This is a genomic window from Pseudomonas sp. R4-84 (genome assembly GCF_054130985.1).
Genome location: NZ_CP096390.1, coordinates 2,720,465 through 2,744,824 on the forward strand (window position 1 = coordinate 2,720,465; position 24,360 = coordinate 2,744,824).

Below are 24,360 nucleotides of genomic sequence, written 5' to 3' on the forward strand. Positions count from 1 at the left end.
ACTCAATCATGTGGAATAGAACGATCACCCCCGCCGTTGGCTTTTCATACAACATCAGCAAGCTCATGAGGCTGGCCCGTACGTTGACGGCCGGCGTCGCGCTCCTCAGTGCGATGAGTCTTGAAGCATCGGATCGTGCCGCGCCGAAACCCGACTGGTCGACCCGTGACATGCCCTCCCAGAAGGGCCGGATCGTGCTGGTTACCGGCGGCACCAGCGGCATGGGCTACGAAGATGCGCTGGCGTTGGCGCGCGCCGGCGCCGAAGTGATTATCGCGGCGCGTAACCCGGAGCGGGGCGCGGAGGCCATCAAGCGTATCCGCCAGGCCGTACCCGACGCCAAGTTGCAGTTCGAGCCCGTCGACCTGGCCAACCTGTCATCGGTGCGCGGCCTGGCCGAGCGGCTCAACCAGCGATTGCCGCGCCTCGACGTGTTGATCAACAACGCCGCCATCATGGCGCCGCCGGAGCGGGGCACCTCCGCCGATGGCTTTGAGCTTCAGCTGGCGACCAATTACCTGGGGCACTTCGCGCTGACTGGCCTGCTGGTTCCACTTCTGCGCCAAAGCGACGACGCGCGAGTGGTAAGCCTTTCCAGCATCGCGGCCACGCGCGGCGCGGTGAATCTCGATGACTTGCAGTCCGAGGAGAAATACGACCCTTATGCAGCCTATGCCCAGTCGAAACTGGCTGTGCTCCAGTGGTCGTTCGAATTACAACGGCGTAGTGACGCGCAAAAATGGGGTATCCGCAGCATTGCCGCCCATCCCGGCGTGGCCGTCACCGAACTGATCGCCCGCGGCCCGGGCGTCAATAGCGTGTTCGGCCAGCGCTGGGCGAAGGACCGCGATGCGTACCATTCCGCGGCACAAGGTGCGCTGCCCACGCTCTACGGGGCCACCGCCGAGCAGGCCGTTGGCGGTGCCTACTACGGCCCGACGGGCGATGAGGAAAAACGCGGCCCGCTGGGGTTCGCCAAGACACCGCCAGCCGCGACCAACGAAGCGGATGCCGAACGGCTCTGGGCCGCCTCCGAACGTCTGACCGGCGTTACCTATCGCTGAACCGGTCATGGCGCGAGTGTCCGTCTCGCGCCTGCTCTCTAGCCTGCTGCCGCCTCCCTCTGGAGTTTTCATGAGTACGACTTCCTACTTGCATCGGCTGAGTCTCGCCCTCAACGCCCGCGACGGCGAGCTGCGTCCGGCGCTGTGCGGGTTCCTGCTGTTTCTTTGCCTGTTTACCGGTTACTTCATGCTGCGTCCGATCCGCGAATCGATGGGCATTGCAGCAGGCGTCGAGAACTTGCAATGGCTGTTTACCGCGACCTTCCTGGTCATGCTCGCGGCCGTTCCGCTGTTCGCCTGGCTCAGTTCCCGGGTGCCGCGATTGCGTCTGATCGACTGGGTCTACGGCTTTTTCGGCATTAACCTGTTGATGTTCGTCGAATTCTTTCAATTCCAACCGGACAGCGTCTGGCTGGCCCGGGTGTTTTATGTCTGGATATCGGTTTACAACCTGTTCGTCGTGTCGGTGGCCTGGAGTTTGATGGCGGATGTGTTCGACAGCGAGCAGGCCAAGCGCTTGTTCGCGTTCATCGCCGCCGGCGCCAGTGTCGGCGGCCTGTTGGGGCCGGCCCTGAGCGCTTTGCTTATCGACATCGTGGGTGCGTCAGGCTTGATGCTGTTGGCGGCGGTGTTGCTCGGTGCGACGCTTGTGTTGAAAAGGACCTTGATGAACTGGCGTGAAGAAGGTGGGGCGGGGCGGCCCGGTGCTGCGCCCACGCAAAGCCCCCGACAGCCGTTGGCCGGCAATCCGTTGAGTGGGATGGTTGCCGTGCTTCGCTCGCCTTACTTGTTGGGCATCGCCGGTTTCGTGGTGTTGTTGGCGACGGTCAGTACGTTTCTCTATTTCGAGCAAGCGCGTCTGGTGGCCGAACACTATCCGGACCGCGCCTCACAAGTTCGCATCTTCAGCACCATCGACATCATCGTGCAGGCCGGTGCGTTGCTGTCCCAGCTATTCATCACCGGCAGAATCGCACCGAAGCTTGGCGTGCGCGCGTTGCTGGCTATCGTCCCGTTGCTGATGTGCATCGGCTTCCTGGGCCTGGCCCTGGCGCCTGGGTTTGCGCTGCTGGCGACCCTGATGATTGTGCGACGCATCGGCGAATACGCATTCGTGCGGCCGGGCCGGGAGATGCTCTTCGCACCGCTGGATGCTGAAAGTAAATACATGGCCAAGAACTTCATCGACACCGTGGTCTATCGCGCCGGCGACGCCATGAGCGGCTGGGCCAAGAGCCTGCTCGACCAGTTGGGCCAAGGGGCAGGGGTGGCGGCGATGGTGGGTGCGTGTTGCGCGTTACTGTGGGGTTACCTGGGCTGGCAACTGGGGCGACAGGCGGATTACGCCGCATCAAGGGAACTGCGCCTGGCGGCCATTTCGGCCAGGGCATGACGCCTGTGCATTTGCATCGCGGCGTGGCGCTAACGACTTGAACGTCTACCGCGATGCAGCCTCTGACAATAATGCAGGGCGGATGCATTTCGCCCATTACCGATCGGAGGAAAGGTGTACATGAAAATTTTGATGGTACTTACATCTCATGATCAGTTGGGCGACACCGGCAAGAAGACCGGTTTCTGGCTGGAAGAATTCGCGGCCCCTTATTACGTGTTCATCGACGCCAACGCCGCGGTGACGCTGGCGTCCCCGAAGGGCGGGCAGCCCCCTCTGGACCCCAAGAGCGATGAGGAACAAGCCCAGACCGACGCCACGCGGCGCTTCGCCACGGATACCAGCGCCCAAGCGGCACTGGCCGATACCGTGCCCCTGGGCGAGGTCGATCCCTATGATTTCGATGCGGTGTTCTATCCTGGCGGCCACGGCCCCCTGTGGGATCTCGCCGAAGACACCGACTCCAAGACCCTCATCGAAGCCTTTTATGCATCGAACAAACCCATCGCCGCGGTCTGCCATGCGCCTGGGGTGTTCAAGGATGTCAACGCACCGGATGGCGAGCCTGTGGTGAAAGGTAAAAAAGTCACCGGATTCACCAACTCCGAAGAAGAGGCGGTGGGCCTGACGCAAGTGGTGCCGTTTTTGGTGGAGGACATGCTCAAGGCCAAAGGCGCCCAATACTCCAAGGGCGCGGACTGGGCGAGTCATGTGGTGGAGGATGGGCACCTGATCACCGGCCAGAATCCGGCCTCATCGCAAGCGGCCGCCCATGCGTTGCTCAAGCGGCTCAAGCAAGAGCAGAGCGCTTGAATCCGGCTTTGTGGGGGCGACAGATCAAGTCGCTCCCGTTGGAGGAGCATCAAACATGCACGACCCATACAATTTGGCCCGTTTCGTTGACGCGCAACACCCGGTATTCAGTCGCGTCATGGATGAGTTGCGTGCGGGCCGTAAGACGAGCCACTGGATGTGGTTCATATTTCCGCAATTGCGCGGGCTTGGCCGTTCCGAAATGGCCAGTCGCTTCGCCATTTCCGGCCTTGCCGAGGCCCGCGCGTATCTGCAACACGATGTGCTCGGTCCGCGACTGGAGAGCTCTGTTGAAGCGGTGTTGCAACACAGCGACGTCAGCGCCGAGCGCATATTCGGCTCGCCCGATGATATGAAGTTTCGTTCCTGTCTTACGCTGTTCGTCAGCGCCCAGTCGGGCTCTCCTTTGTATCAACAGGCGCTCGACCAGTTCTATTCCGGCGAGCCGGATCGCAAAACCCTCGCCCTGCTTGAGCAACAGGTTTGAACGGCGGACGCGTCACACCGACCTAATCAGCAGGCCCCTGAGGCTGCGAGGACATCGGCTTCAGAACGCCCTGTATCAATGCCGTGAACGCTTCGATCACTTCCTCCTCACCATGTCGCCCCCTAACCAAGGCGCCGGAGAGCGCTTCTCCCGCGCCAACCAGGCCGATGCAGCACCGCTCAAGTTCGGCTTCTGCCAGACGGGCGTGGGGCTTGAGAACGGCCATGAACATCTTTACGCAATTGTCGAGCAATTCCTGGAACGCCGCCTTTTCGTCACTGCCGGCCAAGGCCGCGCCCACCGCGTGAAACTCGTCGGTATGGTCCGCCGCGCACTGGATGTAGGCGCTGGCCAGGGCCTGGGCGGTTTGCTCAAGGCTTAGGGTGGTGCTGGACATCGCGTCCCGGAAAGCATTGACCCGCTCGGTATCGATCCACTTGTAGAGCTCGATCAACAGCCCCGAGCGTGTGCCGAAATGATCATAGACGACGGGCTTGGACACCCCGGCGCGGACGGCTAGGTGGCCCAGGGTCAGTCGGTCGGCGTTTTCCTCGCGCACGATCAACAAGGCAGTGTCCAGTAGCTGGCGTCGCCGTTCGGCTTTGGAAAGCCTGCGGGGCGGAGCGCTGACAGGGGTCGGCTCGATTTCTTTTTGCACGTTGTCGCTTCCAATTCAAAAAAACCTACCAATGGTAGGTAACAGTCGGTGATGGTGTGCTAGGTTACCTACTAACAGTAGGTTAACCCGGAAACAAGGAGAACAAACAATGTCACTCAATCCTATCTTGTTCATGGGCGGTTCCGGCGCAATCGGCCACCACACAGCCCGAGCGCTACGCGCCGCTTATCCAGACGTGCCGCTGCTGATTGGTGGGCGGGACCTTGCGAAGGCCCAACGGGTCGCAGCGCAGATGGGCGGGGCGCAGGCCGTGGTGATCGATTCCAGCGCAGACGACCTGGGCCTCGGCGATCGTCCGGTCAGCGCCGTGGTGGTTTTCTACATGGACCACGCCCTCGCCGGATTGCGCTATGCGCAAAAGCGCGGGGTGCCGCACCTGAGCATATCTTCCGGGGTCTTCGAGATCGCCCCCGAAATCGCAATGTACATGCATGCGCCAGGCGCCTCGCCCATTGTTCTGGGTTACGAATGGATGGCCGGCGCAACGACGGCGGCGACGTTGAGCGTGGCCCGGGAATTTGGCCGGATCGATGATATCCGCATCGATGCGCTGGTCGATGAGCAGGACACTGGCGGGCCGACCGTCGCCAGCGATTTCGAACACCTCAACAAGATGCTCCCCGCAGCGCTGACAAGGCGCGACGGGGTATTCGTATGGCGTGAAGGCGAACATTCCAATACGCAGTTCCAAGCCGTGGACGGTACGTCAATCGACGCCGGCGGCTTCTCATCCATTGATGTCGCCGGCCTGGCGGCTGCGACGGGCGCGGCCAATGTCCAGTTCAACATTGGCATCGGGGTGAGCTCCAGTCGGCGACAAGGAAAACCGATGTCCACCGAAATCATCATCGAGCTTGCCGGCGCGGACCTGAAAGGCGAACCGCTGCGCACCCGTCACGCCGTCGTTCACCCGGAGGGCACGGCGCCGCTGACCGGCCTTAGCGTCGCCATGCTTCTTGAACGCCTGCTTGGGTTGGATGGTCAGCCGGTGACGTCGGCAGGGCTTTATTTTCCCTATCAGTTGTTGGACGCTGCGGCGTACCTGGAACGCTTGAAACAAGAGGGCGGCGAGTTGCGCCGGTTGCAGGTGCAATGATGCTGCGAATCAGCGCTTCCTAAGCTGGCGCCTGGCAAAACCTCGCCGCAGGGTAGACTCTTGCCCCAGGCAACGGCTCAACGTTCGCCGGCCTTTTCGAGCACCTGGCTGCTGAGCCGCGCGTCGCTGGCTCGGTTGTCCGGGCCCTGGCAAATTGCGCTGCAAAGGGCCCGGACGACCGGTACGTGGCTCACCTGACTGGGCTGCCCGACATTGACAGCACCCGTTGGGTTGATCAGGTGCACGGCGATTTCGCCTGGCAACCATGGAACCAGTGGCCAACTCGCACGGTTGGCCAGTATCGCGCAACGATTGCCCATCGCGGGCCCGATATCACAAGACGTCACCAGAGCCACGCCCATCAGCCAGGCGCCTTCAAGCTGCGAGCGCACACGGCCTGGGCTCTCTACATGACCCAGGTCCGCCACTACTACCGCGTGATGAACAATCAAGCGGCGCTCATCGCTCATCTCGATATCGACGACGATCGCGGCGCAGCCCTGGGCATCGTAATGAGCGGCGATCCCCTGAGTCCGGCCACGTTCGCCTGCCTTGCCCCAATGGCCCCTCGCGGCCGCCTCGGTAATGACGCGACGCATTCGATGGGCATCGAAGGGGGAGGGTTGGCCTGCGCCTTCGCTCACGGCCGATGCCGAATCAATCAGCGCGAGCAGATAGTCCCGATGATCCATATTGCGGGCTCGCAGCTGCGCGACCACGAACTGCTGTTCGGCGAGCATGTGAAGCAACAGGTCTTTCTTGTCCAGATTGCGGTCAAGGGTCGCCCGCCAGGTCAATTGATCGAGCGTGCTGTCGTGCCCATCGGGATGGCTCATTAGCGTTTCTCCTTCCGCTGATGCATGAGGCCAGCAAAAAACGACGTCCCACCGGGCCTGTTGCTCGCGCAACCACCTCAGAGAGATCAAGGCCTACCTTAGGCGCAGGGAACTGACGTCAGGGTGACGGGCCGCTGACAGGAACATGTCAGGTCGAAAAAAGCGACGTTGCCATTCGATCTTCATAAAAACGTAACAACTCTGTTGCAGAGTTCCTCAGCCCGTCATCACAAGGAGTTTCCTTTAATGAAAAGTTTGATGAAGTCTGCTGCGCTTGCCGTTACGGTTTCTCTTTGTGCCAGCTCGGCATCCTTCGCCGCAGAGAGCGTCCGCCTGACGGGCTCTGGCGCCAGTTTCCCCGCGCCGATCTACCTCACCTGGTTCAAGGATTTCAGCAAGAAGTCCGACGGTGTCACCGTGGATTACCAATCCAAGGGCAGTGGCGCCGGGGTTCAGGATTTCCTGAACAAGACCGTCGATTTCGCCGCCAGCGATTCGGCCATGAAAGACGAAGACATCGCCAAGGTCGCCGAAGGCGTGCAGTTGTTGCCGATGACGGCCGGTGAAATCGTCCTGGCCTATAACCTGCCAGGCAATCCCAAGGGCCTGAAGCTGCCACGGGACGTTTACTCCAACATTTTCCTGGGCAAGATCACCCGTTGGAACGATCCTCAGATCGTCGCCGCCAACCCGGACCTGAAACTGTCCGATACGCCGATCACCGTCGTTGTGCGTGCGGATTCCAGCGGTACGACCGCGGTGTTCACCAAGCATTTGGCGACCATCAACCCTGAGTTCAAGCAGGCGCTGGGCGAGGGCAATACGGTCAACTGGCCGGCCAGCGACAAGTTCATCAAGTCGCCGAAGAACGATGGTGTGACGGCCACCGTGCGCCAGACCCCGGGTGCGATTGGCTACATCGAATACGGCTTCGCCAAACTCGCCAAGGTCGACTTTGCCCAGTTGCAGAACAAGGCCGGCCAGTACGTCGTGCCGAACGCCGAAAGCGGTGCCGAGGCCTTGGCTGCGGTGAAGATGCCGCAAAGCCTGGTGTCGTGGTTGCCTGATCCGGACGGCGCCAAGTCCTACCCGATCACGTCCTACACCTGGATGATCTTCCGCAAGGACAACGGCAATCCGGCCAAGGCCAAGGCCATGCGTGAAATGGTCGAATACAGCCTGACCGAAGGCCAGAAGATTGCCGACTCGATGGGTTACATCCCACTGCCGGCCTCCGTCGTCGAGCAGGTTCGCAAAGCGTCCGCCAACATTCAGTAATGCATGAGGCCTCTCCCGGTGCGTGCGCGATCAGCCGCGCCGGGAGAGCTTTTCCCTTGTTCGGACTTAGCCAATGAACAAACCTTTTGTCGTACCGGTTAATCCGGACTCTGCCTGCCAACCACCATCGGCGAAGGACTTCCTGGTTGATCGCACCTTCCGTGCGCTTGCACGCATCGGGGTGGTTCTGATCCTGGCGCTGGTATTCGCGCTGGTGTTCGAGGTGGGGCGCAAGGCGCTTCCGGGCATGGAGAAGCATGGCACGGATGTGCTTTTCGGCACTGTCTGGGACGTTAACCAAGGTAAATACGGCATCCTCCCGGCGATCTGGGGCACGCTCTACAGCGCCTTGATCGCATTGCTCATTGCAGGTTTCTTCGGCGTCAGCATGGCGATTTTCCTGACCCAGGACTTTCTGCCCCCCAAGCTCGCCGCCATTTTTCGCACCATCGTCGAACTGCTCGCGGCTATCCCCAGCGTCGTCTACGGCCTATGGGGCATCTACGTGGTCATCCCTGCGATCCGTCCGCTGACGACTTGGTTGAACAGCGAACTGGGCTGGATCCCGTTCTTTGGCACTTCCTTGAGCGGGCCGGGGCTGCTCCCTGCGGCGCTGGTGCTGGCCATCATGATCCTGCCAACCATTGCCGCCGTTTCCCAGGATGCGCTCACGGCCGTACCGATGAAAACCAAGCAGGCCGCCTACGGCATGGGCACCACCCACTGGGAAGCGATTCTCAAGGTGATGGTGCCGTCTGCCGCCACCGGCATCTTCGGCTCGCTGGTCCTTGGCTTGGGCCGGGCGCTGGGTGAAACGATGGCGCTGGCCATGCTGGTCGGCAACGCCAACACGCTTTCGCTCTCGCTGTTCGCACCGGCCAACACCCTCGCGGCGCTGTTGGCGCTGAACTTCCCCGAGGCCGGGCCGAACGAGATCGAGGTGTTGATGTATGCCGCGCTGGTGCTGATGTTCATCACGCTGCTGGTGAACATCATCGGTTCGATGATCATGATGTACGCCCAACGGGGTAACAAGTGATGACTGATCTCACTGCTGCAACAGATTTGACGGCTCCAGCGGGCGCGATGCCCAGCCTGCAACGCAGGTTCGAGGGCCGGGCCCTGCGCAGCCTGATCTTGACCACCCTGGTCTGGGCGGGGGCACTGCTGGCAAGCGTACCGCTAATTTCGGTGCTGTACATGCTGATCACCCGCGGCGGTGCGCGCTTGAACCTGGAAGTGTTCACCGAGCTGCCACCGACTGGCTTCGAGATGGGCGGCGGCTTCGGCAACGCCATGGCAGGCACCTTCGTAATGGTGGGTATCGCGGCGGCCATCGCGGTGCCCGTCGGCATCATGGCAGCGATCTTCCTCGCAGAGCTGGGGCCGGACAGCAAACTGGCAAACGCCGCGCGTTTTGCGGCCAAGATGCTCACGGGTCTGCCATCGATTCTTGCCGGTGTCTTCGCTTATGCCCTGGTGGTGATGACCACCGGCACGTATTCGGCACCGGCCGGTGGCGTGGCGCTGGCGGTGCTGATGCTGCCTATCGTCGTGCTGACGGCGGAAGAGTCGATGCGGATGGTGCCCAAGATCATGAAAGACGCCGCCTATGGCATGGGCTGCACCCGCTCGCAGGTGATCTGGAAAATCATCTTGCCCACCGGCATGCCCGCGATCCTCACCGGCGTGATGCTGGCGGTAGCGCGCGCCGCCGGCGAAACCGCGCCGTTGCTGTTTACCGCGCTGTTCAGCAACTACTGGATCTACCACCAAGGCAACCTGGAGGTCATGAATCCGACGGCATCGCTTGCCGTGTTGATCTACAACTTTTCCGGCATGCCTTTCGACAACCAACTGGAGCTCGCCTGGGCGGCCTCGTTGGTGCTGGTGATGATCGTGCTGGTCGTGAACATCATCAGCCGTATTTTCGGCAAGCCCAAGTATTGAGAACGGGAGCATCTGATCTTGAACGTATCCACTGCGCAAATAGCCGCTCCGTTTGTCACCCAGGCGCCTGTAGTCATGGACTGCAAACTGGACAAGATTTTCTATGGCAACTTCATGGCGGTGCGTGACAGCCACGTACCGATCGAGAAAAACAAGATCACCGGCTTCATCGGCCCATCCGGCTGCGGCAAGAGCACCGTGCTGCGCAGCCTCAACCGGATGAACGATCTGGTGAAGGGGTTCCGCTTCGAGGGTCACGTGCATTTTCTTGGCCAGGACGTCTACGGCAAGGGTGTCGACCCGGTGGTGGTGCGCCGTTATATCGGCATGGTGTTCCAACAGCCGAACCCGTTCTCGATGAGCATCTTCGACAACGTCGCGTTCGGCCTGCGCCTCAATCGCTATAAAGGTGACATTGGCGACCGGGTCAAGCATGCGCTGCAAGGCGCGGCGCTGTGGGACGAGGTCAAGGACAAGCTCAAGGTCAGCGGCCTGTCGCTCTCCGGTGGCCAGCAACAACGGCTGTGCATTGCCCGCGCCATCGCCACCGAGCCGGAAGTATTGCTGCTGGATGAACCCTGTTCGGCGCTCGACCCGATCGCTACCCGGCGGGTCGAGGAACTGATGGTCGAGTTGAAAAAGGACTACACCATCGCGCTGGTGACTCACAACATGCAGCAAGCCATCCGCGTTGCTGACACCACAGCGTTTTTCTCTGTGGACATTTCCCAGGGCACACGCACCGGCTATCTGGTGGAAATGGGCCCGACGACGCAGATTTTCGATAACCCCCGTGAACAGATGACCGGCGATTACATCAGCGGCAAGTTCAGCTGAGCCACATTCCCGGTCGAGGCCGCATCCCTGCAGAAGCCAAATGGATTTGGCGGGCATCCGGTAGACATTTACCAAGCGTTTCCAAGGAGCACCAATGCCTGCTACGCATCGCCTTGATTTGCCTGCGATTGAGTGCGCACTGCGCGAAGTGCAAAAGAGCTTCGCCGCGCTGAGCCGGCACTTCACGGAGCCGCGGGACCCTCTGACGGATGAAGTGCTGCAAAATGTGCTTGAAGGCTATGGGCTGATTGACGACTATGTGGCCCGCGGCGTCGACCTGTTCGATCTCCAGCAACTGAACCTGATGCTCGAGATCAACGCCACGGTGCTGTGTGGCCGAGACCCCGTACGCCGGCTGGAATACGCCCAGCACCTGGCGGCGACCGAGGCGCATTTCTTCAACAACGTTGAGGGCGGCATCAAGGACTTGTACAACTGGTATTGCGCCTATCGCAGTGAGTCGGTGTGGAAGCGTGCGGCCGGCGTCTATGTACGCATTCTCAGCAAGCCGCAGTTGTTCATCGAGGGCAACAACCGCAGTGGGTCGCTCATCGTCAGCTATCTGCTCATGCGCGCGGGGCTTCCTCCTTTTGTGCTGTCACTGGAAAATGCCGAGGGCTACTTCAATCCGTCCTCGGTCATACGCAACTCCGCCAAGCATGGCGTCAAGGCTTTGTATGAATTGCCCAAGATCAAGAAGAAATACGCAGCGTTCCTCGAAGAACAGGCACCGGATCCAATGAAATTTTTCCTCGAGGGCAAATCCTTGCCCGTCTCACAGGGCCGCCACTGATGAGCAGTGCTCTTGTGCTCGCCGGATGCAAAACCTTAGGTGGCCGGGTAGGGCAGGCTATCCGCAGCGTCAATCCGACGCGGCTGCTCCTACGCCAGCGCATACGCATTTCGTTCGACATCGACGACACGCTCGCCTGCCAACTCCACCACTGCGATGTCGAGCGAAGCCGGTTGCCGGCCTGTGTTCACCGCTGGCTGGGAGAGCCGCTGCGCATGGGTACGCGCTCGCTGATCCGGGAGCTGCGTCGCCAGGGTTGCAGTATCTGGGTCTACACATCGTCTGGGCGCACGCCGTCCTACATCAGGCGTTGGCTGCTGCTGTACGGCATCCGCGTCGACGGTGTCGTCAACAGCGTGCTGCACAACCGCGCCCTGACGACACATGGGCTGTCCAACTCACCCTCCAAGTACCCGCCGGCGTTCGATATCGACTTGCACGTCGATGATTCCGAGGGTGTGCAGATTGAAGGGGATGACCACGGGTTTCGCGTTGTCGTGGTGCATCCGGAGGATGAAGGCTGGGCGCAGAAGGTGCTGGATGCGGTGGCCATGGTCCAGGCGCAGCTTGATTGGCAGCAGAGGCCGGTCCAGCGGGCTCCGTTGCGCCGGGTTACGACCGGCTAGCAAGTCAGGCTGTCATCGTGCGATTCAGGGCCACAATCTGCTCATGGGTAAGCTGACTGCCGGGATCCATGAACCTGGCGATCAGTGCGTCGCGGTTTTGCGGTGCTCGTGCCTTTTCTGCCGCGTCCAGCGCCGTTTCCAGCTCCGGCAGCGTCAATTCAGTGCAGTAAGCCGGTGTGCCTGGCTGCTGACGCCATGAGGCTTCGAGGCTACCGGCGGCAAAAGCGGTAAAGCCTGTCTGCTCTACAAGATCCTGCGCTAGCGCCACAGCGGCGGCATCGTTCCCAGCCACGGGTATCGCGATGCGCGTTGAAGCTTCCGCCGGCTGGCCTTTGTCGGCAAGCGTGGCGGCGAGCAGGGCATTCCATGCCTTGACCACCGGGCGACCAAGCTGTTCGCTCACCCAGACGCTCTCGGGCTTGCCGTTCTCAACTTCCTTGATTGCCCCGTCACGACCCGGATAGTAATTGGAAGTATCGATGACGACGGTCTTCGGGGAAGCATTGCTCAACGTCTGCTTGAGGTCAGGGTATCTAGCAAATGGAATCGACAGGATTACAGCTTCCACGCCAGACACCGCATCGTCCTTGGTCACGGCATGCACGCCGATTTCGCTGGCAAGTTTCTGGATGCTTTGAGGGTCTTTCGAGTTCGCCAGTTTGACGTCATGGCCGCACGCCGCGAGTTTGCGGGCAAGGGTCGCCCCAATGTTGCCTGCGCCGATAATCCCGATTTTCATTTCAGTCACCTCGCTTGTGGACAGTCTGCAAGTTTCATCATTCCTGCGCCGGCCTGTATCTGGCCAGCAAACTTAGAATCTCGTCATGTGAGCCGTTGGATTCGGCAAACCGTAATGGCTTGGCGCGCTCGACGACAAGTTCCTGTGGATTCGATTTCGAGCAATTCAAGAACGTCATGCAGGAACTCGTCCAAGGGCATGGCGTTTTTCTTCATTTTTCGTATTTCAGCGGGAGCCGGAGAAATTCCGGCCCTCTGTGGGTAAAAATTCTGAGCAAACGGCACTGCCTGCGCGTCCAAAACCCTCAACGCATCCTTTAAATGCGACTATCTATTCGTCAGATCGTTTTGGAAATCACCATGCTTCGCCTATTTGAACAACGGCTAGACCCTTTCCCACCCGATGAAGTCCCCCCGCCACCCGACGGTCTGGCCCGGTTCCTGTGGGCTTGCACGCGAGGCGCACGCGGTTACATTCTCGCATTCGCGCTGCTCAGTGCCGGTGTGTCGATCTACGAAGCCTGGCTGTTTTCTTTCCTCGGTCAGGTCGTGGACTTGCTCTCGACCTGGCAGGCAGGCGGCGATGCGGCAGCGCAAGAGAGTCGGGTGCTGTGGGGCATCGGCATCATCCTGGTGGCCAGCGTTGGGCTGGTCGCGTTGCGCACGATGGTGCAGCACCAGATTCTAGCGATCAACTTGCCGTTGCGCCTGCGCTGGGATTTTCACCGGCTGATGCTGAGGCAAAGCCTGTCGTTCTTTTCGGATGAGTTTTCCGGCCGGGTCACAACCAAAGTGATGCAGACGGCGCTGTCGGTGCGTGAGGTGCTGTTCACCATCATCGAGATCGTTCCCGGGATCGGCGTGTACTTCATCGCGATCATCGCCCTGGCAGGCGGTTTCGACCTGAAATTGATGCTGCCTTTCATTGCCTGGATGGTCTTGTTCGGTGTCGCCATGCGCTACTTCGTGCCGCGCCTGGAGAAAGTAGGGCAGGAACAGGCCAATGCGCGGTCGTCGATGACCGGGCGAGTTTCAGACGCCTACACCAACATCACCACGGTAAAGCTGTTCTCCCACTCCAAGCGCGAAGCGCATTTTGCGCGCGCCGCCATGGAGGATTTCAAGCAAACCGGCTTTCGCCAGATGCGCTTGGTCAGCCAGTTCGAGATCGTCAACCAGGCCTTGGTGGTCGGGTTGATCATGGGCTCGGGCGGTTATGCCCTCTGGCTATGGCACCAAGGTGAAGTCGGCACCGGTGCCGTCGCGGCGATTACCGCCATGGCGTTGCGTATCAATGGCATGTCGCACTGGATCATGTGGCAGATGACCTCGCTGTTCGAGAATATCGGCACGGTGCAGGATGGCATGGCGACCCTGACCCGCGGCCCCAAGGTGCAGGATGCGCCAGACGCCGGCGTGCTGGTCACCACGGGCGGCGCGGTGACCTTCGACAAGGTGCGCTTCAACTATAACGGCGAACGCCAGGTGCTCGATGGTCTGAGCCTGAGCATCCGCCCGGGCGAAAAGATTGGCCTGGTAGGCCGTTCCGGCGCCGGGAAATCCACGCTGATCAACCTGCTGCTGCGTTTCTACGACGTGGATAGCGGCGAGATTCGGATCGATGGGCAGAATATCGCCCACGTCACCCAGGACAGCTTGCGCAGTGCCATCGGCATGGTCACCCAGGACACGTCGCTGTTGCACCGCTCCATCCGCGACAACATCGCCTATGGCCGCCCCGATGCAACCGACGCGCAGATCCGCAGCGCCGCGATCAGCGCTCAAGCCGATGGATTCATCAGCCAACTGAGTGACAAGCAAGGTCATTGCGGCTACGACACCCTGGTTGGGGAGCGTGGGATCAAGCTTTCGGGAGGCCAGCGACAACGCATCGCCATTGCCCGGGTGATGCTCAAGAACGCCCCGATCCTGCTGCTTGACGAAGCCACCAGCGCACTGGATTCAGAAGTCGAGGTCGCCATCCAGGAAAGCCTCGATGAAATGATGAAGGGCAAGACCGTGATCGCCATTGCCCATCGACTGTCGACGATCGCGGCCATGGACCGGCTCATCGTCATGGATGAAGGCCGCATCATCGAGCAGGGCACCCACGCCGAGCTGCTCGGGAAGAACGGGACCTATGCGCGATTGTGGCATCACCAGAGTGGCGGTTTCCTGGGGGAGGATCAGGGGGTGGTTGAGGCGGTGGAGTAGGCTGGCTCAGTATCGGAACAACACACGATTTCGGTTCCGTGTAATCGCGCAAACCGAAAGACCCGCGCATTTCAGGGCTTGTTCCAGGGAAGCGATTTTCTCGCAGGCGGGGTTTTGCAAGAATGTACCCTCTGCATATGACTGCTCCCCCTGAAGGAACCTCCCCGGTGAACGTCAATGACGCCAGCTTCGAAGAACTGCTCAACGCTCTCCATGACGGCGTCTACATCACGGATGGCGACGGCAAGACGCTAAAAGTAAATCAAGCCTATGAGCGCCTGACCGGGCTCAGTGGTGCGGATCTCGTCGGTCGATCCATGCAGGAGCTGGTGAAGGAGGGCGTCATCTCGCAATCGGCCACATTGCGCGTGTTACAGGGTGGTCGGCCGGTATCGGTGATGCAGAGCCTGAGCCATGGCAAGAAATTGCTCGTCAGTGCCACGCCAATTCTCGACGCTGGAAAGCGAATTTCATACGTGGTCAGCACCGTACGCGACATGACTGAACTGCTGCGCATGAAACACGAGCGCGATGAGTTGCAACAGCTCAAACAACTGCGCAACAGCACCGCCAAGCTTCATGCCGGGCAACGGGACAATCTGCTGCGTTCTCCGCTCATGGCCGATCAGGAGGTTTCCGGCCGCGTCCTTTCGCTGGCCCGGCAGGTTGCGAGCAGCTCGGTGAAGGTGTTGCTTCAAGGCGAAACCGGAGTCGGGAAGACCCTCGTCGCGCAATTCATCCATAACGCCAGCCCACGTGCCAGCGAACCCTTCCTCGCGCTCAACTGCGGCGCGCTGCCCGAGAATCTGATTGAAGCCGAGCTGTTTGGCTATGCACCTGGGGCGTTCACTGGCGCAGGTCCCAAAGGCAAGCGTGGCCTGCTGGAACTGGCGCATCACGGCACGTTGTTTCTAGATGAGATTGGTGATCTTCCGCTGCCGGTGCAGGTCAAGCTGCTCAAGGTCATCGAAGAAAACCGCTTCATTCCTGTCGGCGGCCTGGAATTGAAGGAGGTGGATGTACGCATCATCAGCGCCACCCACCATGACCTCAAGCAGCGGGTGGCGGAGGGGCATTTTCGGGCTGATTTGTATTACCGGCTCAACGTGGTGCCGATTCACATACCGGCACTGCGCGAACGTCGGGAGGAGATTGCGCCACTGCTGCGTTACTACCTCGACCGATTCAACGTTCGTTATGAACGCCAGGTCCAGTGGAGTCTGGATGCCCTCGACTTGATGTGCGAATACGCCTGGCCCGGCAACATTCGAGAGTTGATCAATGTCGTCGAACGGCTGGTGGTGATCAATCAGACCGGGACTGTCGAGGCGCTTGATATGCCGGAAGAGATCCTCAACCTTAATCCGTCGAAAACCAATGACGCGGGGCTGCCACTGCGCAAGGTATTGGAAAATGCCGAGCGCAGCGCGATTCGCGCCGCGCTGCTTGCGCACAAGACCACGCGCCTTGCGGCCAAGGCGTTAGGGGTGAGCCAGGCGACTGTGGTGCAGAAAATGAAACGCTGGGAACAGTCTGATTAGGATTCTGATCAATTTAGGGTAAAACGATCAGAAAACTAATCGGAGCTCACCGGTAAAAAAGCCCATAATTCACGCAAGGTCCCGTAGGGCGGGGCTTCCAGGGCATTGGCACGTCTTTCGCTATCCCATTTAGCACGTCTTCCATAAAACAACATCAACTGGACGAGCCCGATGAACATTTGTTCTTTCAAAATCGCCAATAAATTAATCACCGGACCCGGCGCAATCGAGCAGCTTTGCGCTGAGCTGACGCGCCTTGAGATCAAGAACCCACTGATCGTCACGGACACCGTCCTGGTGAACTCCGGCACTGTGGACCTGGCGCTGGCGCAACTCGGTGATCGTCACTACGGCGTTTTCGACCAGGTCAAACCGGAGCCTGAGGTGGCCATCGTGGAGGAGTGCACTCGCGCGTATCGCGAGGGTGGGCACGACGGATTGATTGCGGTGGGTGGCGGCAGTGCCATCGATATTGCCAAGGGCGTCGCGGCGTATGCCGGTCATGCAGGTCCGCTGACGGAACTGTTCGGTGTCGATCTGGTGAAACGCAAGGGCCCGCCCTTGATTGCTATCCCGACAACTGCCGGCACAGGTTCGGAAGTGACCAACGTCGCGATTTTCTCCGACAAGCAAGCACAGCTGAAAAAAGGCATCGTCAGTGACTACCTGCTACCGGACGTGGCGCTGGTCAGTCCGACCATGACGTTGACCTGCCCACGCAGTGTGACGGCGGCCAGTGGCGTCGATGCGCTGGTGCATGCGGTCGAGTCCTATCTTTCAGTCAACGCTTCGCCAATCACCGATGCCATCGCGCTCGGTGCGATCAAGTTGATCAGCAAGGCGCTGCCGAAGGCTTATGCCAACCCAACCAACCTCCAAGCCCGGGAAGACATGGCCACCGCGAGCCTGATGGCCGGCATGGCGTTTGGCAACGCGGGGGTAGGGGCGGTGCATGCGCTGGCGTACCCGCTCGGCGGACGGTTCAACATCGCCCATGGCGTCAGCAACGCCTTGCTGCTGCCGTACGTAATGGAGTGGAACAAGACGGCTTGCGTCGAGCGTTTCCGTGACATCGCTGAAGCCATGGACGTGCGCGTCGCGAACCTGAGCGACAGGGACGCAGCAGACCAGGCTGTGAAAGCCATGGCGGATCTGTGTGCTGGCGTTGATATTCCCTCCGGGCTGCGCAGTTTCAACGTGCCGGAAGAGGCCATCCCAGCGATGGCGGAGGAGGCCAGCAAGATCGACCGTTTGATGCGCAACAACCCGCGCAAGCTGACGGCCGCCGATATCGAGAAGATCTATCGCGCCGCCTACTGATCCATAGAGCCATGGCTCCGGTTTCCCGGAGCGTGCGCCCGCCACTACAAGACCAATAACACAGGTGAACCTAATGTCTGACACTCCTGCGCAGCGGGGCGAAAGTCCATACATCCCGCTCGGTCCTTTCAAGGTCCGGTTGCCGTTTCTCCATTACAAAATCGAACTTCCAGACTACCTCCAAGGCTTGTTGATGTGTGCCGTGGACCTGGCCGCGATCCCGCTGATGACCGAACTGCTGGGCATGCCTTTCGAAGTCGCGCTTGCCGTGGTGATGCTCAACGGCTTGCTTTACCTGGCGCACCATTTGCTCGGTGACCCGACCGTTCCTGGCTGGATCACGCCGGCGGTTCCTCTGTTGATGGCTTACTGCGCGCAGTTCCCAATGGGCCCGGAGCGTGTCCATGCCTTGATAGCCTTCCAGCTGATGCTTGGCGTATTTTCAATTGCCCTGGGGGCGACTGGAATGGCGAAAAAGGTTGTGGAATTCGTGCCCTCGGCAATCAAGTCCGGCATCATCGTCGGGGCTGGCTTGAGTGCCGTGATCGCGGTGTTCCAGGTAGGCGGGAAATTCAATGTACTGCCCTGGACCATCTCCATTGCGGTGGGCATAGCCTTCTACCTGATTTTTTCCCAGCACTTCAACGAGCTCAAGCAACGCAACCGCTTCTGGTGGAACTTCGCCAAGCTCGGCATCCTGCCGATCATCCTGCTGGCGGTGGTAATTGCACCGTTGTTTGGTGAGGCGCCATGGCCGACGATTCAGTGGGGAATCAGCCAACCGGACTTTGCCGGATTGTGGAATGACTACACCGTCTTCGGTCTGGGTATGCCGCCAGTCTCCATGTTCATCTCAGCGTTGCCGACCATGCTGGCGGCCTACATCATCGTGTTCGGCGACGTGCTCAGCGCCAAATCGCTCCTCGATGAGGCAGAAACCGTGCGCACCGACGAAATCGTCGACTACAACGCCGATCGCGCTCACCTGATCTTCGGCGCGCGCAACGCGTTCATGAGCATCGTTGGTCCCGATGTCGCCATGTGCGGGCCAAAATGGGCTGCGATGCTGGTGGTGGTGATCGAGCGTTTCAAAGGTGGACCGAAGGCAATGAAGTCGATCATTGGCGGCGTCGGGTCGTTCCGCTGGGGTACCAACAGCGGCCTGCTGTTGTTGCCGGTCGTCACGCTGGTACAGCCGATTCTCGGTGTCGCCTTGTCACTGACGCTGCTGATCCAAGGGTACGTTAGCGTACGCCTGGGCATTCTCGAAGCCCGAAGCCAGCGTGACCTGGGCATCGCGGGCGTGATTGGCGCGGTGCTGGCGATCAAAGGCGCGAGCTGGGCATTTGGAATTGGCGTTGTGTTGTGCTTGCTGATCTACGGCAAGAACTTTTTCAAGGGGGAGGTGGATGGGACGTTCGCCAAGGACCTGAAGGCGCCGGGCGGCAACCCTGTCAGAGATGTCGGGTCGGCCCCCGCGATCAAGCGGGTTGCAACGGAGAATGTGCTTTAACCTGGGCGACGTGTCCGTCGATATCAGCCGGGCCGCAGCTGCAAAGCTCCGGCCCGGCATCCCTCGCTTGGACGTTAGGAAAATTCTGGTAGCGAGCGTGTGAGCCGGAAACAGTCCAAGCCGTTAGTGAGCGTCGATGTCGAGATGTGGATTATGTATGTGGGTCAATCTTCTGATTTTCGAGAAGCGGGGTTACTGGAAGTGGACAACAGGAAGGGAGCGGATACGTAAACATCGTGTTTAACATAATATACATTATGTGAACCTTCGTATGGAGTTACCTGGGGCGTGGGCAGACAGATTTGAAGCCACGATCGCCACCTCAGCACGTTCACACTGAGCATGAACGGTCACAGCGTCATGCAACCGGACAGCAACTGTAATGAGCAGCATTGCAACGACTGCGGACTTGAACAGTCAGGATTTTCGACGACACATGACACGCACTGGTCGGCACATGGATCTGCTCGGTCCACAGTACGAAGCCCCATCGGTCATGCTCGGCCTGCGTTATCGGCTCTGAGGCAACAGGATGTAGCAAGCGACTATAGCCATTTACCTGATCACCGGAAACGATCAAAATCGCCCCCATTCGTCTACCCTCACAACGCGCCCGGCAAGGATGCCAGGTGATTGAACCTTTTTGCTTTCACGCACCGGAGATTTCCATGCTCAAGCGTTCCCTGGCTTTGGCCGTCGGTTTCACCCTGACCCTGAGTTCTGTCCTGGCGCAGGCCGCCGACACCCTGAAAGTCAGCGCGATTCCCGACGAAGCGCCGACCGAATTGCTGCGCAAGTTCAAGCCGCTGGGGGCTTACCTGGAGCAGCAGATCGGCATGAAGGTCGAGTTCGTACCGGTGAGCGACTACCCCGCGGTGGTCGAGGCATTGGCCACCGACCGCATCGACATGGCCTGGCTGGGCGGTTTTACTTTCGTCCAGGCTCGCCTGAAGACCGGCAACGCCATTCCATTGGTGCAACGTGAGCAGGACGCGCAGTTCACCAGTAAATTCATCAGTGCCGACCCGGCCGTCAAATCCCTGGCCGACCTGAAGGGCAAGAGCTTTGCCTTTGGCTCTGTTTCGTCTACCTCCGGCAGCCTGATGCCGCGTTACTTCATGCTCCAGGATGGCATCAAGCCGGAAACCTACTTCAGCCGCGTGGGCTACTCCGGTGCCCATGACGCGACGGCCGCGTGGGTCCAGGCCGGCAAGGTCGACGCCGGCGTGCTCAACGCCAGCGTCTGGGAAAAACTGGTGGCCGCCGGCAAGGTCGACACCAGCAAGGTCAAGGTCTTCGCCACCACCCCAGCGTATTTCGACTACAACTGGACGGTGCGCGGGACCCTCGACCCGGCGGTGGCCGCCAAGATCAAGGCCGCGTTCCTGGCGCTCGATCCGGCGAACCCAAAGGACAAGGAGATCCTTGATTTGCAAGCCGCCAGCCGCTTCATCGAAACCAAGCCCGAGAACTACAAGGGCATCGAAGAAGCCGCACGCGCCGCTGACCTGCTCAAATGACATTGCGTTTGACCCAGGCCAGCGTCATCCACGCCAACGGCGCCCAGGCGTTGCGCGGCGTGGACCTGCACCTGCGCGCAGGGGAACAGGTCGCGATCATCGGCCCGTCCGGCGCTGGCAAGTCGAGCCTGCTCAACGTCCTTGCCACCGCGCTGCGGCCAGGCAACGGTGAAGTAGAAGTGCTGGGCGAGCGGGCCTGGCAGCTGTCGGCGCGCCAGCGCCAACGCCTGCGTGCGCGCATTGGCTTGATTCATCAAGCGCCTCCCCTGCCCCCGCGCCAACGTGTGGTCACCGCAGTACTGGCTGGCAAGCTGGGGCAATGGGGTATCGGCAAAAGCCTGCTGAACCTGTTCCATCCGCTGGATATCCCCGGGGCTCGGGCAGCCTTGGCCCGTCTGGACCTGGGGGAAAAACTGTTCGTGCAATGCCAGCAATTGTCCGGCGGGCAGCTGCAACGCGTCGGCATCGCCCGCGTGCTTTACCAGGCGCCGGAGGTGTTGCTGGCGGATGAACCGGTATCGGCGATGGACCCGGTGCTCGCCGAGCACACGCTCTCGGTGCTCTGCCAGCATGCCCGGGAGCAGCAGGTCACCCTGGTGACCAGTCTGCATGCGGTGGACCTGGCGCTTGCGCATTTTTCGCGAATCATTGGTTTGCGTGACGGCCAGATTCTCTTCGACTTGCCGACCGAAGCGGTTGATCGCAAGCAGCTCGATGCACTTTATGCCAATGAGCAACTGGAGTCGCTGTCGAGCCCAACGCCGCCGTCGAGCGTGCAGATTCCCCGATGCTGACGCGTGACGCTCGGGACCCCGCCGCCCTCCCTCGCCTGTTCCTTGGCCTGCTGGCCATTGCCCTGCTGTGGCCGGGTATCCATTTCAGCGAATTGGACCTGGGTGTGCTGCTGGCCAGCGATAGCCAAAGCGAGATGGGCCGGTTCGCCGCCGCGTTCTGGCCGCCGGCCCATGACGAAACGTTTGTCGAATTGCTGCTGCAAGCCACACTGCAGACGCTCGCCATCGCTACCGCCGGCATGACCTTGGCACTGCTGTTGGCGGTGCCCGCGAGCCTGGTCGCCAGCCGGGCGCTGTCGTTGTCCGCCGCGTACCGCGCAGGCAGGCCTGGCCTTTGGGGTCAGTGGCTGCGTTGGCCGGTCCGTGGCCTGCTCATCTTCCTGCGCAGCGTGCCGGAGATCGTCTGGGCGTTGCTCTTCGTCCGGGCCGTCGGTCTTGGCCCCACCGCCGGGGTATTGGCCATCGCCATCACCTACAGCGGCATGCTGGGCAAGGTCTACGCGGAAATCTTCGAGTCGGTTGACCAACGCCCCGCACACGCGCTGATGCAAGCCGGAAGCGGTCGGCTCGCCGCCTTCTGCTACGGCATCTTGCCCAACGTCGCCGCCGAGCTGCTGTCGTACACCGTGTACCGCTGGGAATGCGCCATCCGCGCCTCGGTGGTGATGGGCTTCGTCGGCGCTGGTGGACTGGGCCAGCAGATGGACCTGTCGTTGCGCATGTTCGCCGGCGGTGAAGTCGCCAGCCTGCTGCTGACTTTCCTGATATTGGTGCTGCTCGCCGACCAGCTCAGTCGCGTGCTGCGCTGGAGGTTGGCATGAGTCGCCTGCTCAACGCGCTGTTGCTGCTGTGCATCGGCGCGGCCGTGGTTGCCTCGTTCGTCTATCTGGGTATCGACCTGGACGCCCTTGGCGATCACTCGAATCTCAAGCAAATGGCCGCTTATGCCCAGCGTTTCCTGACCCCTGACCTGAGCCCGACCTACCTCAAGGCGATCGGCCATGGCGCGCTGGAAACCATCGCCATGTCCGCCCTTGGCACACTGCTCGCGGCAGTGCTGGGTTTGGCCTTGGCGCTGCCCGCCGCCGGGCGCCTTGGCTGGCCGTTGCAGAGCGTGTCGCGCCTGTTGTTGAACGCCTTGCGCGCGGTGCCGGAGCTGGTATGGGCCGCGCTGATGGTGCTTGCCGCCGGGCTTGGCCCCAACGCCGGTACGCTGGCGCTCGCCCTGCACACCGTCGGCGTGCTCGGTCGATTGTTTGCCGAAGCCTTGGAAAACACTCCGTCGCAACCCGCCGATGCCCTCCGCCTGCAAGGGGCCAGCGCCCTCTGGGCGTTCTGCTACGGCACGCTGCCCAACCTGATGCCGCAACTGTTGGCCTACACCTTGTACCGCTGGGAAAACAACATCCGCATGGCCAGCGTTCTAGGGTTCGTCGGCGCCGGCGGCCTGGGCCAGATGCTCTACGTCAGCCTCAGCCTGTTCCAGGAGGCGCAAGGCAGCACGGTGATCCTGGCGATGTTGCTGCTGGTCTTCACCGTCGATACGTTGAGCAGTTGGAGCCGTCAGCGTTGGGTCAAGGCTTGACGACCTGGGGACTCACCACAACGCCATCGTATAGCTGACGATCAAACGGTTCTCATCCAGGTCATTGCCGAAGTTCGAACGCACCGTTGCATTGCGCCATTTGAAACCCAGCCCTTTCAATGTGCCGTCCTGGATCACATAGGCAATGTCGGTGTTGCGCTCCCATTCCTGGCCCTCCCCTGGCGCGCTGCGTTGCACGTTGTCGCCACTGATGTAGCGGGTCATGAATGTCAGGCCCGGCACACCGAGGGCGGCGAAGTTGTAGTCGTAGCGGGCTTGCCAGGAGCGTTCGTCGGTGTTGGCGAAGTCGCCGATCTGCACGAAGTTGACCAGATAGGGATCGCTGCGGGAGATGTAGGGGAATGGATCGTCGCCGCTCATGCGCTGATAGCCCAGCCCGAACCCGTGGCCAGCGAGGCTGTAGGTGAACAGTGCGCCGAACGCTTGGTTATCGATCCTGCGGAAACTGCCGTCCTCGGTGCTGCGCGAGTAACGCACGTCGCTTTTCAGTGACTGGTCATCGCCCAGGTCCAGGGTGTGGACGAAGCCGAGGTAGTTCTGCTGGTAGATATCCTCGAGCTTGCCGTAGCGGTACTGCGCCGTGAGATTGGGCAGAAGCTGGTAGTCCGCCCCGGCGAACTGGAACCTGTCGCTGGTGCCGCCGATGCGATTGGCGGTCATGTCTTGATAGTCGGTGGAATCGACGAAATTGATCTGGGAGAGCTGCCCGGCGGTGAGCTTGAGGCGGTCGATTTCCTGCACGTTCAACAGCCCGCCCTTGAAGGTGCTCGGCAATAGGCGCGTGTCGTTGGAATTCACCACCGGGTCCTTGATCTGCAGCGTCCCGGCTTTCAGCGTGCTGTTGGACAAGCGCATTTTCACGGTGAGGCCGACTTCGCCGTAGCGATCCTGGGAGCCGCCGGACAGGTCCGCCGGCAAAAGATTGGTACCCGCCGTGCCGCCGCCCGAGTCCAGCTTGATGCCGGCCATGGCCAAGGCGTCGAGACCAAAACCCACGGTGCCGGCCGTGTACCCCGACTCCAGGCGCAACAAGAACCCTTGCGCCCATTCCTCGGCCTTGTCCCGAGCGCCCTCCTGCCTGAAATCGCGGTTGAAGTAAAAATTGCGAGCTTCCAGGCTGGCCTTGCTGTCGCCAATGAAATCGGCGTGGGCCACCGACGCGCCGATCAGGCCCAGGCCGAGCAAGGGGCCAATGGGCGAACGGCTCCAGTGGGTATCGATGAAACAGGGCATGGCGTGCTCCTTTTTGTGGGCGCGAACGA

The 24,360-nt window shown here is 60.8% G+C and carries 23 protein-coding genes; 19 read left to right on the top strand and 4 right to left on the bottom strand.

Annotation, left to right across the window (positions count from 1 at the left end):
- Positions 1–8 precede the first annotated feature (8 nt).
- From M1D68_RS12400 to M1D68_RS12415, 4 genes are all read left to right on the top strand, one after another.
- A complete protein-coding gene (locus tag M1D68_RS12400) occupies positions 9–1,064 on the top strand; it encodes an SDR family oxidoreductase (RefSeq protein WP_434564034.1) in 1,056 nt (351 codons plus the stop codon).
- Between the two features lie 70 nt (positions 1,065–1,134).
- On the top strand, positions 1,135–2,457 hold the full coding sequence (locus M1D68_RS12405) for an NTP/NDP exchange transporter (protein WP_457970576.1): 1,323 nt from the start codon (positions 1,135–1,137) through the stop codon (positions 2,455–2,457).
- Positions 2,458–2,577: 120 nt separating this feature from the next.
- Positions 2,578–3,270, top strand: a complete 693-nt coding sequence (locus M1D68_RS12410; RefSeq protein WP_434611422.1) for a type 1 glutamine amidotransferase domain-containing protein — start codon at positions 2,578–2,580, stop codon at positions 3,268–3,270.
- Positions 3,271–3,325: 55 nt separating this feature from the next.
- Positions 3,326–3,757: a DUF1810 domain-containing protein gene (locus M1D68_RS12415; RefSeq protein ID WP_420763969.1), complete on the top strand. Its 432-nt coding sequence runs from the start codon at positions 3,326–3,328 to the stop codon at positions 3,755–3,757.
- A gap of 22 nt (positions 3,758–3,779) precedes the next feature.
- Here M1D68_RS12415 and M1D68_RS12420 read toward each other — a convergent pair whose 3' ends face one another.
- Complete coding sequence (locus tag M1D68_RS12420; protein ID WP_434564037.1) at positions 3,780–4,415, bottom strand: TetR/AcrR family transcriptional regulator; 636 nt, start codon at positions 4,413–4,415, stop codon at positions 3,780–3,782.
- 109 nt (positions 4,416–4,524) lie between these two features.
- On the opposite strand from M1D68_RS12420, the gene M1D68_RS12425 reads away from it, so the two are divergent.
- Positions 4,525–5,532 (top strand): NAD(P)-dependent oxidoreductase, encoded by a 1,008-nt coding sequence (locus M1D68_RS12425; protein WP_457970579.1) that lies wholly within the window; start codon positions 4,525–4,527, stop codon positions 5,530–5,532.
- Between the two features lie 77 nt (positions 5,533–5,609).
- Here M1D68_RS12425 and M1D68_RS12430 read toward each other — a convergent pair whose 3' ends face one another.
- The gene (locus tag M1D68_RS12430; RefSeq protein ID WP_457970581.1) at positions 5,610–6,368 is read right to left on the bottom strand and encodes a hypothetical protein; all 759 of its coding nucleotides are present in this window, start codon (positions 6,366–6,368) and stop codon (positions 5,610–5,612) included.
- 246 nt (positions 6,369–6,614) lie between these two features.
- Here M1D68_RS12430 and pstS point away from each other — a divergent pair, with 246 nt between their 5' ends.
- The 6 genes from pstS to M1D68_RS12460 all read left to right on the top strand — a co-directional run bounded on the left by pstS (position 6,615) and on the right by M1D68_RS12460 (position 11,852).
- Positions 6,615–7,646, top strand: a complete 1,032-nt coding sequence (gene pstS / locus M1D68_RS12435) for a phosphate ABC transporter substrate-binding protein PstS (RefSeq protein ID WP_420763965.1) — start codon at positions 6,615–6,617, stop codon at positions 7,644–7,646.
- 73 nt (positions 7,647–7,719) lie between these two features.
- Positions 7,720–8,685: a phosphate ABC transporter permease subunit PstC gene (gene pstC, locus M1D68_RS12440; RefSeq protein WP_420763964.1), complete on the top strand. Its 966-nt coding sequence runs from the start codon at positions 7,720–7,722 to the stop codon at positions 8,683–8,685.
- Positions 8,685–9,596 carry a phosphate ABC transporter permease PstA gene (gene pstA / locus M1D68_RS12445; RefSeq protein WP_039588462.1) on the top strand — a complete coding sequence of 304 codons (912 nt, stop codon included), beginning with the start codon at positions 8,685–8,687 and terminating at the stop codon, positions 9,594–9,596. The genes pstC and pstA overlap by 1 nt, the downstream gene beginning before the upstream one ends.
- A gap of 75 nt (positions 9,597–9,671) precedes the next feature.
- Positions 9,672–10,433, top strand: a complete 762-nt coding sequence (pstB, locus tag M1D68_RS12450) for a phosphate ABC transporter ATP-binding protein PstB (RefSeq protein ID WP_025214260.1) — start codon at positions 9,672–9,674, stop codon at positions 10,431–10,433.
- 94 nt (positions 10,434–10,527) lie between these two features.
- Positions 10,528–11,226, top strand: a complete 699-nt coding sequence (locus tag M1D68_RS12455) for a hypothetical protein (RefSeq protein WP_457970583.1) — start codon at positions 10,528–10,530, stop codon at positions 11,224–11,226.
- On the top strand, positions 11,226–11,852 hold the full coding sequence (locus tag M1D68_RS12460) for a hypothetical protein (RefSeq protein ID WP_457970585.1): 627 nt from the start codon (positions 11,226–11,228) through the stop codon (positions 11,850–11,852). The genes M1D68_RS12455 and M1D68_RS12460 overlap by 1 nt, the downstream gene beginning before the upstream one ends.
- Positions 11,853–11,856: 4 nt before the next feature.
- Here M1D68_RS12460 and M1D68_RS12465 read toward each other — a convergent pair whose 3' ends face one another.
- Entirely contained in the window at positions 11,857–12,591 is a 735-nt protein-coding gene (locus tag M1D68_RS12465) for an NADPH-dependent F420 reductase (RefSeq protein ID WP_457970587.1), read from the bottom strand.
- A gap of 359 nt (positions 12,592–12,950) precedes the next feature.
- Between M1D68_RS12465 and M1D68_RS12470 the strand changes: the two genes are divergently transcribed.
- The 8 genes from M1D68_RS12470 (at position 12,951) to phnE (ending at position 23,077) form a co-directional block, all read left to right on the top strand.
- Positions 12,951–14,804, top strand: coding sequence for an ABC transporter ATP-binding protein (locus M1D68_RS12470; RefSeq protein WP_434564041.1), 1,854 nt, complete (start codon positions 12,951–12,953; stop codon positions 14,802–14,804).
- Positions 14,805–14,971: 167 nt separating this feature from the next.
- Positions 14,972–16,345: a sigma-54 interaction domain-containing protein gene (locus M1D68_RS12475; RefSeq protein WP_457970589.1), complete on the top strand. Its 1,374-nt coding sequence runs from the start codon at positions 14,972–14,974 to the stop codon at positions 16,343–16,345.
- Positions 16,346–16,516: 171 nt separating this feature from the next.
- Positions 16,517–17,665: an iron-containing alcohol dehydrogenase gene (locus M1D68_RS12480; RefSeq protein WP_457970591.1), complete on the top strand. Its 1,149-nt coding sequence runs from the start codon at positions 16,517–16,519 to the stop codon at positions 17,663–17,665.
- 73 nt (positions 17,666–17,738) lie between these two features.
- The gene (locus tag M1D68_RS12485) at positions 17,739–19,178 is read left to right on the top strand and encodes a hypothetical protein (protein WP_457970593.1); all 1,440 of its coding nucleotides are present in this window, start codon (positions 17,739–17,741) and stop codon (positions 19,176–19,178) included.
- 668 nt (positions 19,179–19,846) lie between these two features.
- Positions 19,847–20,698 (top strand): putative selenate ABC transporter substrate-binding protein, encoded by an 852-nt coding sequence (locus M1D68_RS12490; protein ID WP_434564044.1) that lies wholly within the window; start codon positions 19,847–19,849, stop codon positions 20,696–20,698.
- Positions 20,695–21,492: a phosphonate ABC transporter ATP-binding protein gene (locus M1D68_RS12495; RefSeq protein ID WP_457970595.1), complete on the top strand. Its 798-nt coding sequence runs from the start codon at positions 20,695–20,697 to the stop codon at positions 21,490–21,492. Before M1D68_RS12490 ends, M1D68_RS12495 begins: the two co-directional genes overlap by 4 nt.
- A complete protein-coding gene (locus M1D68_RS12500; protein WP_434564046.1) occupies positions 21,486–22,313 on the top strand; it encodes a PhnE/PtxC family ABC transporter permease in 828 nt (275 codons plus the stop codon). Before M1D68_RS12495 ends, M1D68_RS12500 begins: the two co-directional genes overlap by 7 nt.
- Positions 22,310–23,077 (top strand): phosphonate ABC transporter, permease protein PhnE, encoded by a 768-nt coding sequence (phnE, locus tag M1D68_RS12505; RefSeq protein WP_420763954.1) that lies wholly within the window; start codon positions 22,310–22,312, stop codon positions 23,075–23,077. Before M1D68_RS12500 ends, phnE begins: the two co-directional genes overlap by 4 nt.
- Before the next feature lie 12 nt (positions 23,078–23,089).
- Here phnE and M1D68_RS12510 read toward each other — a convergent pair whose 3' ends face one another.
- Complete coding sequence (locus M1D68_RS12510) at positions 23,090–24,331, bottom strand: OprD family porin (RefSeq protein WP_457970597.1); 1,242 nt, start codon at positions 24,329–24,331, stop codon at positions 23,090–23,092.
- Positions 24,332–24,360: the final 29 nt, after the last annotated feature.

Excerpts from the sequence above, each read along its gene's own strand:
- M1D68_RS12460 (WP_457970585.1), top strand. The coding sequence starts at position 11,226 with ATGAGCAGTGCTCTTGTGCTCGCCGGATGCAAAACCTTAGGTGGCCGG.
- M1D68_RS12480 (WP_457970591.1), top strand. The coding sequence starts at position 16,517 with ATGAACATTTGTTCTTTCAAAATCGCCAATAAATTAATCACCGGACCC.
- pstS (WP_420763965.1), top strand. The coding sequence starts at position 6,615 with ATGAAAAGTTTGATGAAGTCTGCTGCGCTTGCCGTTACGGTTTCTCTT.
- M1D68_RS12430 (WP_457970581.1), bottom strand. The coding sequence starts at position 6,368 with ATGAGCCATCCCGATGGGCACGACAGCACGCTCGATCAATTGACCTGG.
- M1D68_RS12485 (WP_457970593.1), top strand. The coding sequence starts at position 17,739 with ATGTCTGACACTCCTGCGCAGCGGGGCGAAAGTCCATACATCCCGCTC.
- pstA (WP_039588462.1), top strand. The coding sequence starts at position 8,685 with ATGACTGATCTCACTGCTGCAACAGATTTGACGGCTCCAGCGGGCGCG.
- M1D68_RS12510 (WP_457970597.1), bottom strand. The coding sequence starts at position 24,331 with ATGCCCTGTTTCATCGATACCCACTGGAGCCGTTCGCCCATTGGCCCC.
- M1D68_RS12495 (WP_457970595.1), top strand. The coding sequence starts at position 20,695 with ATGACATTGCGTTTGACCCAGGCCAGCGTCATCCACGCCAACGGCGCC.
- M1D68_RS12400 (WP_434564034.1), top strand. The coding sequence starts at position 9 with ATGTGGAATAGAACGATCACCCCCGCCGTTGGCTTTTCATACAACATC.
- M1D68_RS12500 (WP_434564046.1), top strand. The coding sequence starts at position 21,486 with ATGCTGACGCGTGACGCTCGGGACCCCGCCGCCCTCCCTCGCCTGTTC.
- pstB (WP_025214260.1), top strand. The coding sequence starts at position 9,672 with ATGGACTGCAAACTGGACAAGATTTTCTATGGCAACTTCATGGCGGTG.
- M1D68_RS12425 (WP_457970579.1), top strand. The coding sequence starts at position 4,525 with ATGTCACTCAATCCTATCTTGTTCATGGGCGGTTCCGGCGCAATCGGC.
- pstC (WP_420763964.1), top strand. The coding sequence starts at position 7,720 with ATGAACAAACCTTTTGTCGTACCGGTTAATCCGGACTCTGCCTGCCAA.
- M1D68_RS12470 (WP_434564041.1), top strand. The coding sequence starts at position 12,951 with ATGCTTCGCCTATTTGAACAACGGCTAGACCCTTTCCCACCCGATGAA.
- phnE (WP_420763954.1), top strand. The coding sequence starts at position 22,310 with ATGAGTCGCCTGCTCAACGCGCTGTTGCTGCTGTGCATCGGCGCGGCC.
- M1D68_RS12455 (WP_457970583.1), top strand. The coding sequence starts at position 10,528 with ATGCCTGCTACGCATCGCCTTGATTTGCCTGCGATTGAGTGCGCACTG.
- M1D68_RS12410 (WP_434611422.1), top strand. The coding sequence starts at position 2,578 with ATGAAAATTTTGATGGTACTTACATCTCATGATCAGTTGGGCGACACC.
- M1D68_RS12415 (WP_420763969.1), top strand. The coding sequence starts at position 3,326 with ATGCACGACCCATACAATTTGGCCCGTTTCGTTGACGCGCAACACCCG.
- M1D68_RS12490 (WP_434564044.1), top strand. The coding sequence starts at position 19,847 with ATGCTCAAGCGTTCCCTGGCTTTGGCCGTCGGTTTCACCCTGACCCTG.
- M1D68_RS12405 (WP_457970576.1), top strand. The coding sequence starts at position 1,135 with ATGAGTACGACTTCCTACTTGCATCGGCTGAGTCTCGCCCTCAACGCC.
- M1D68_RS12465 (WP_457970587.1), bottom strand. The coding sequence starts at position 12,591 with ATGAAAATCGGGATTATCGGCGCAGGCAACATTGGGGCGACCCTTGCC.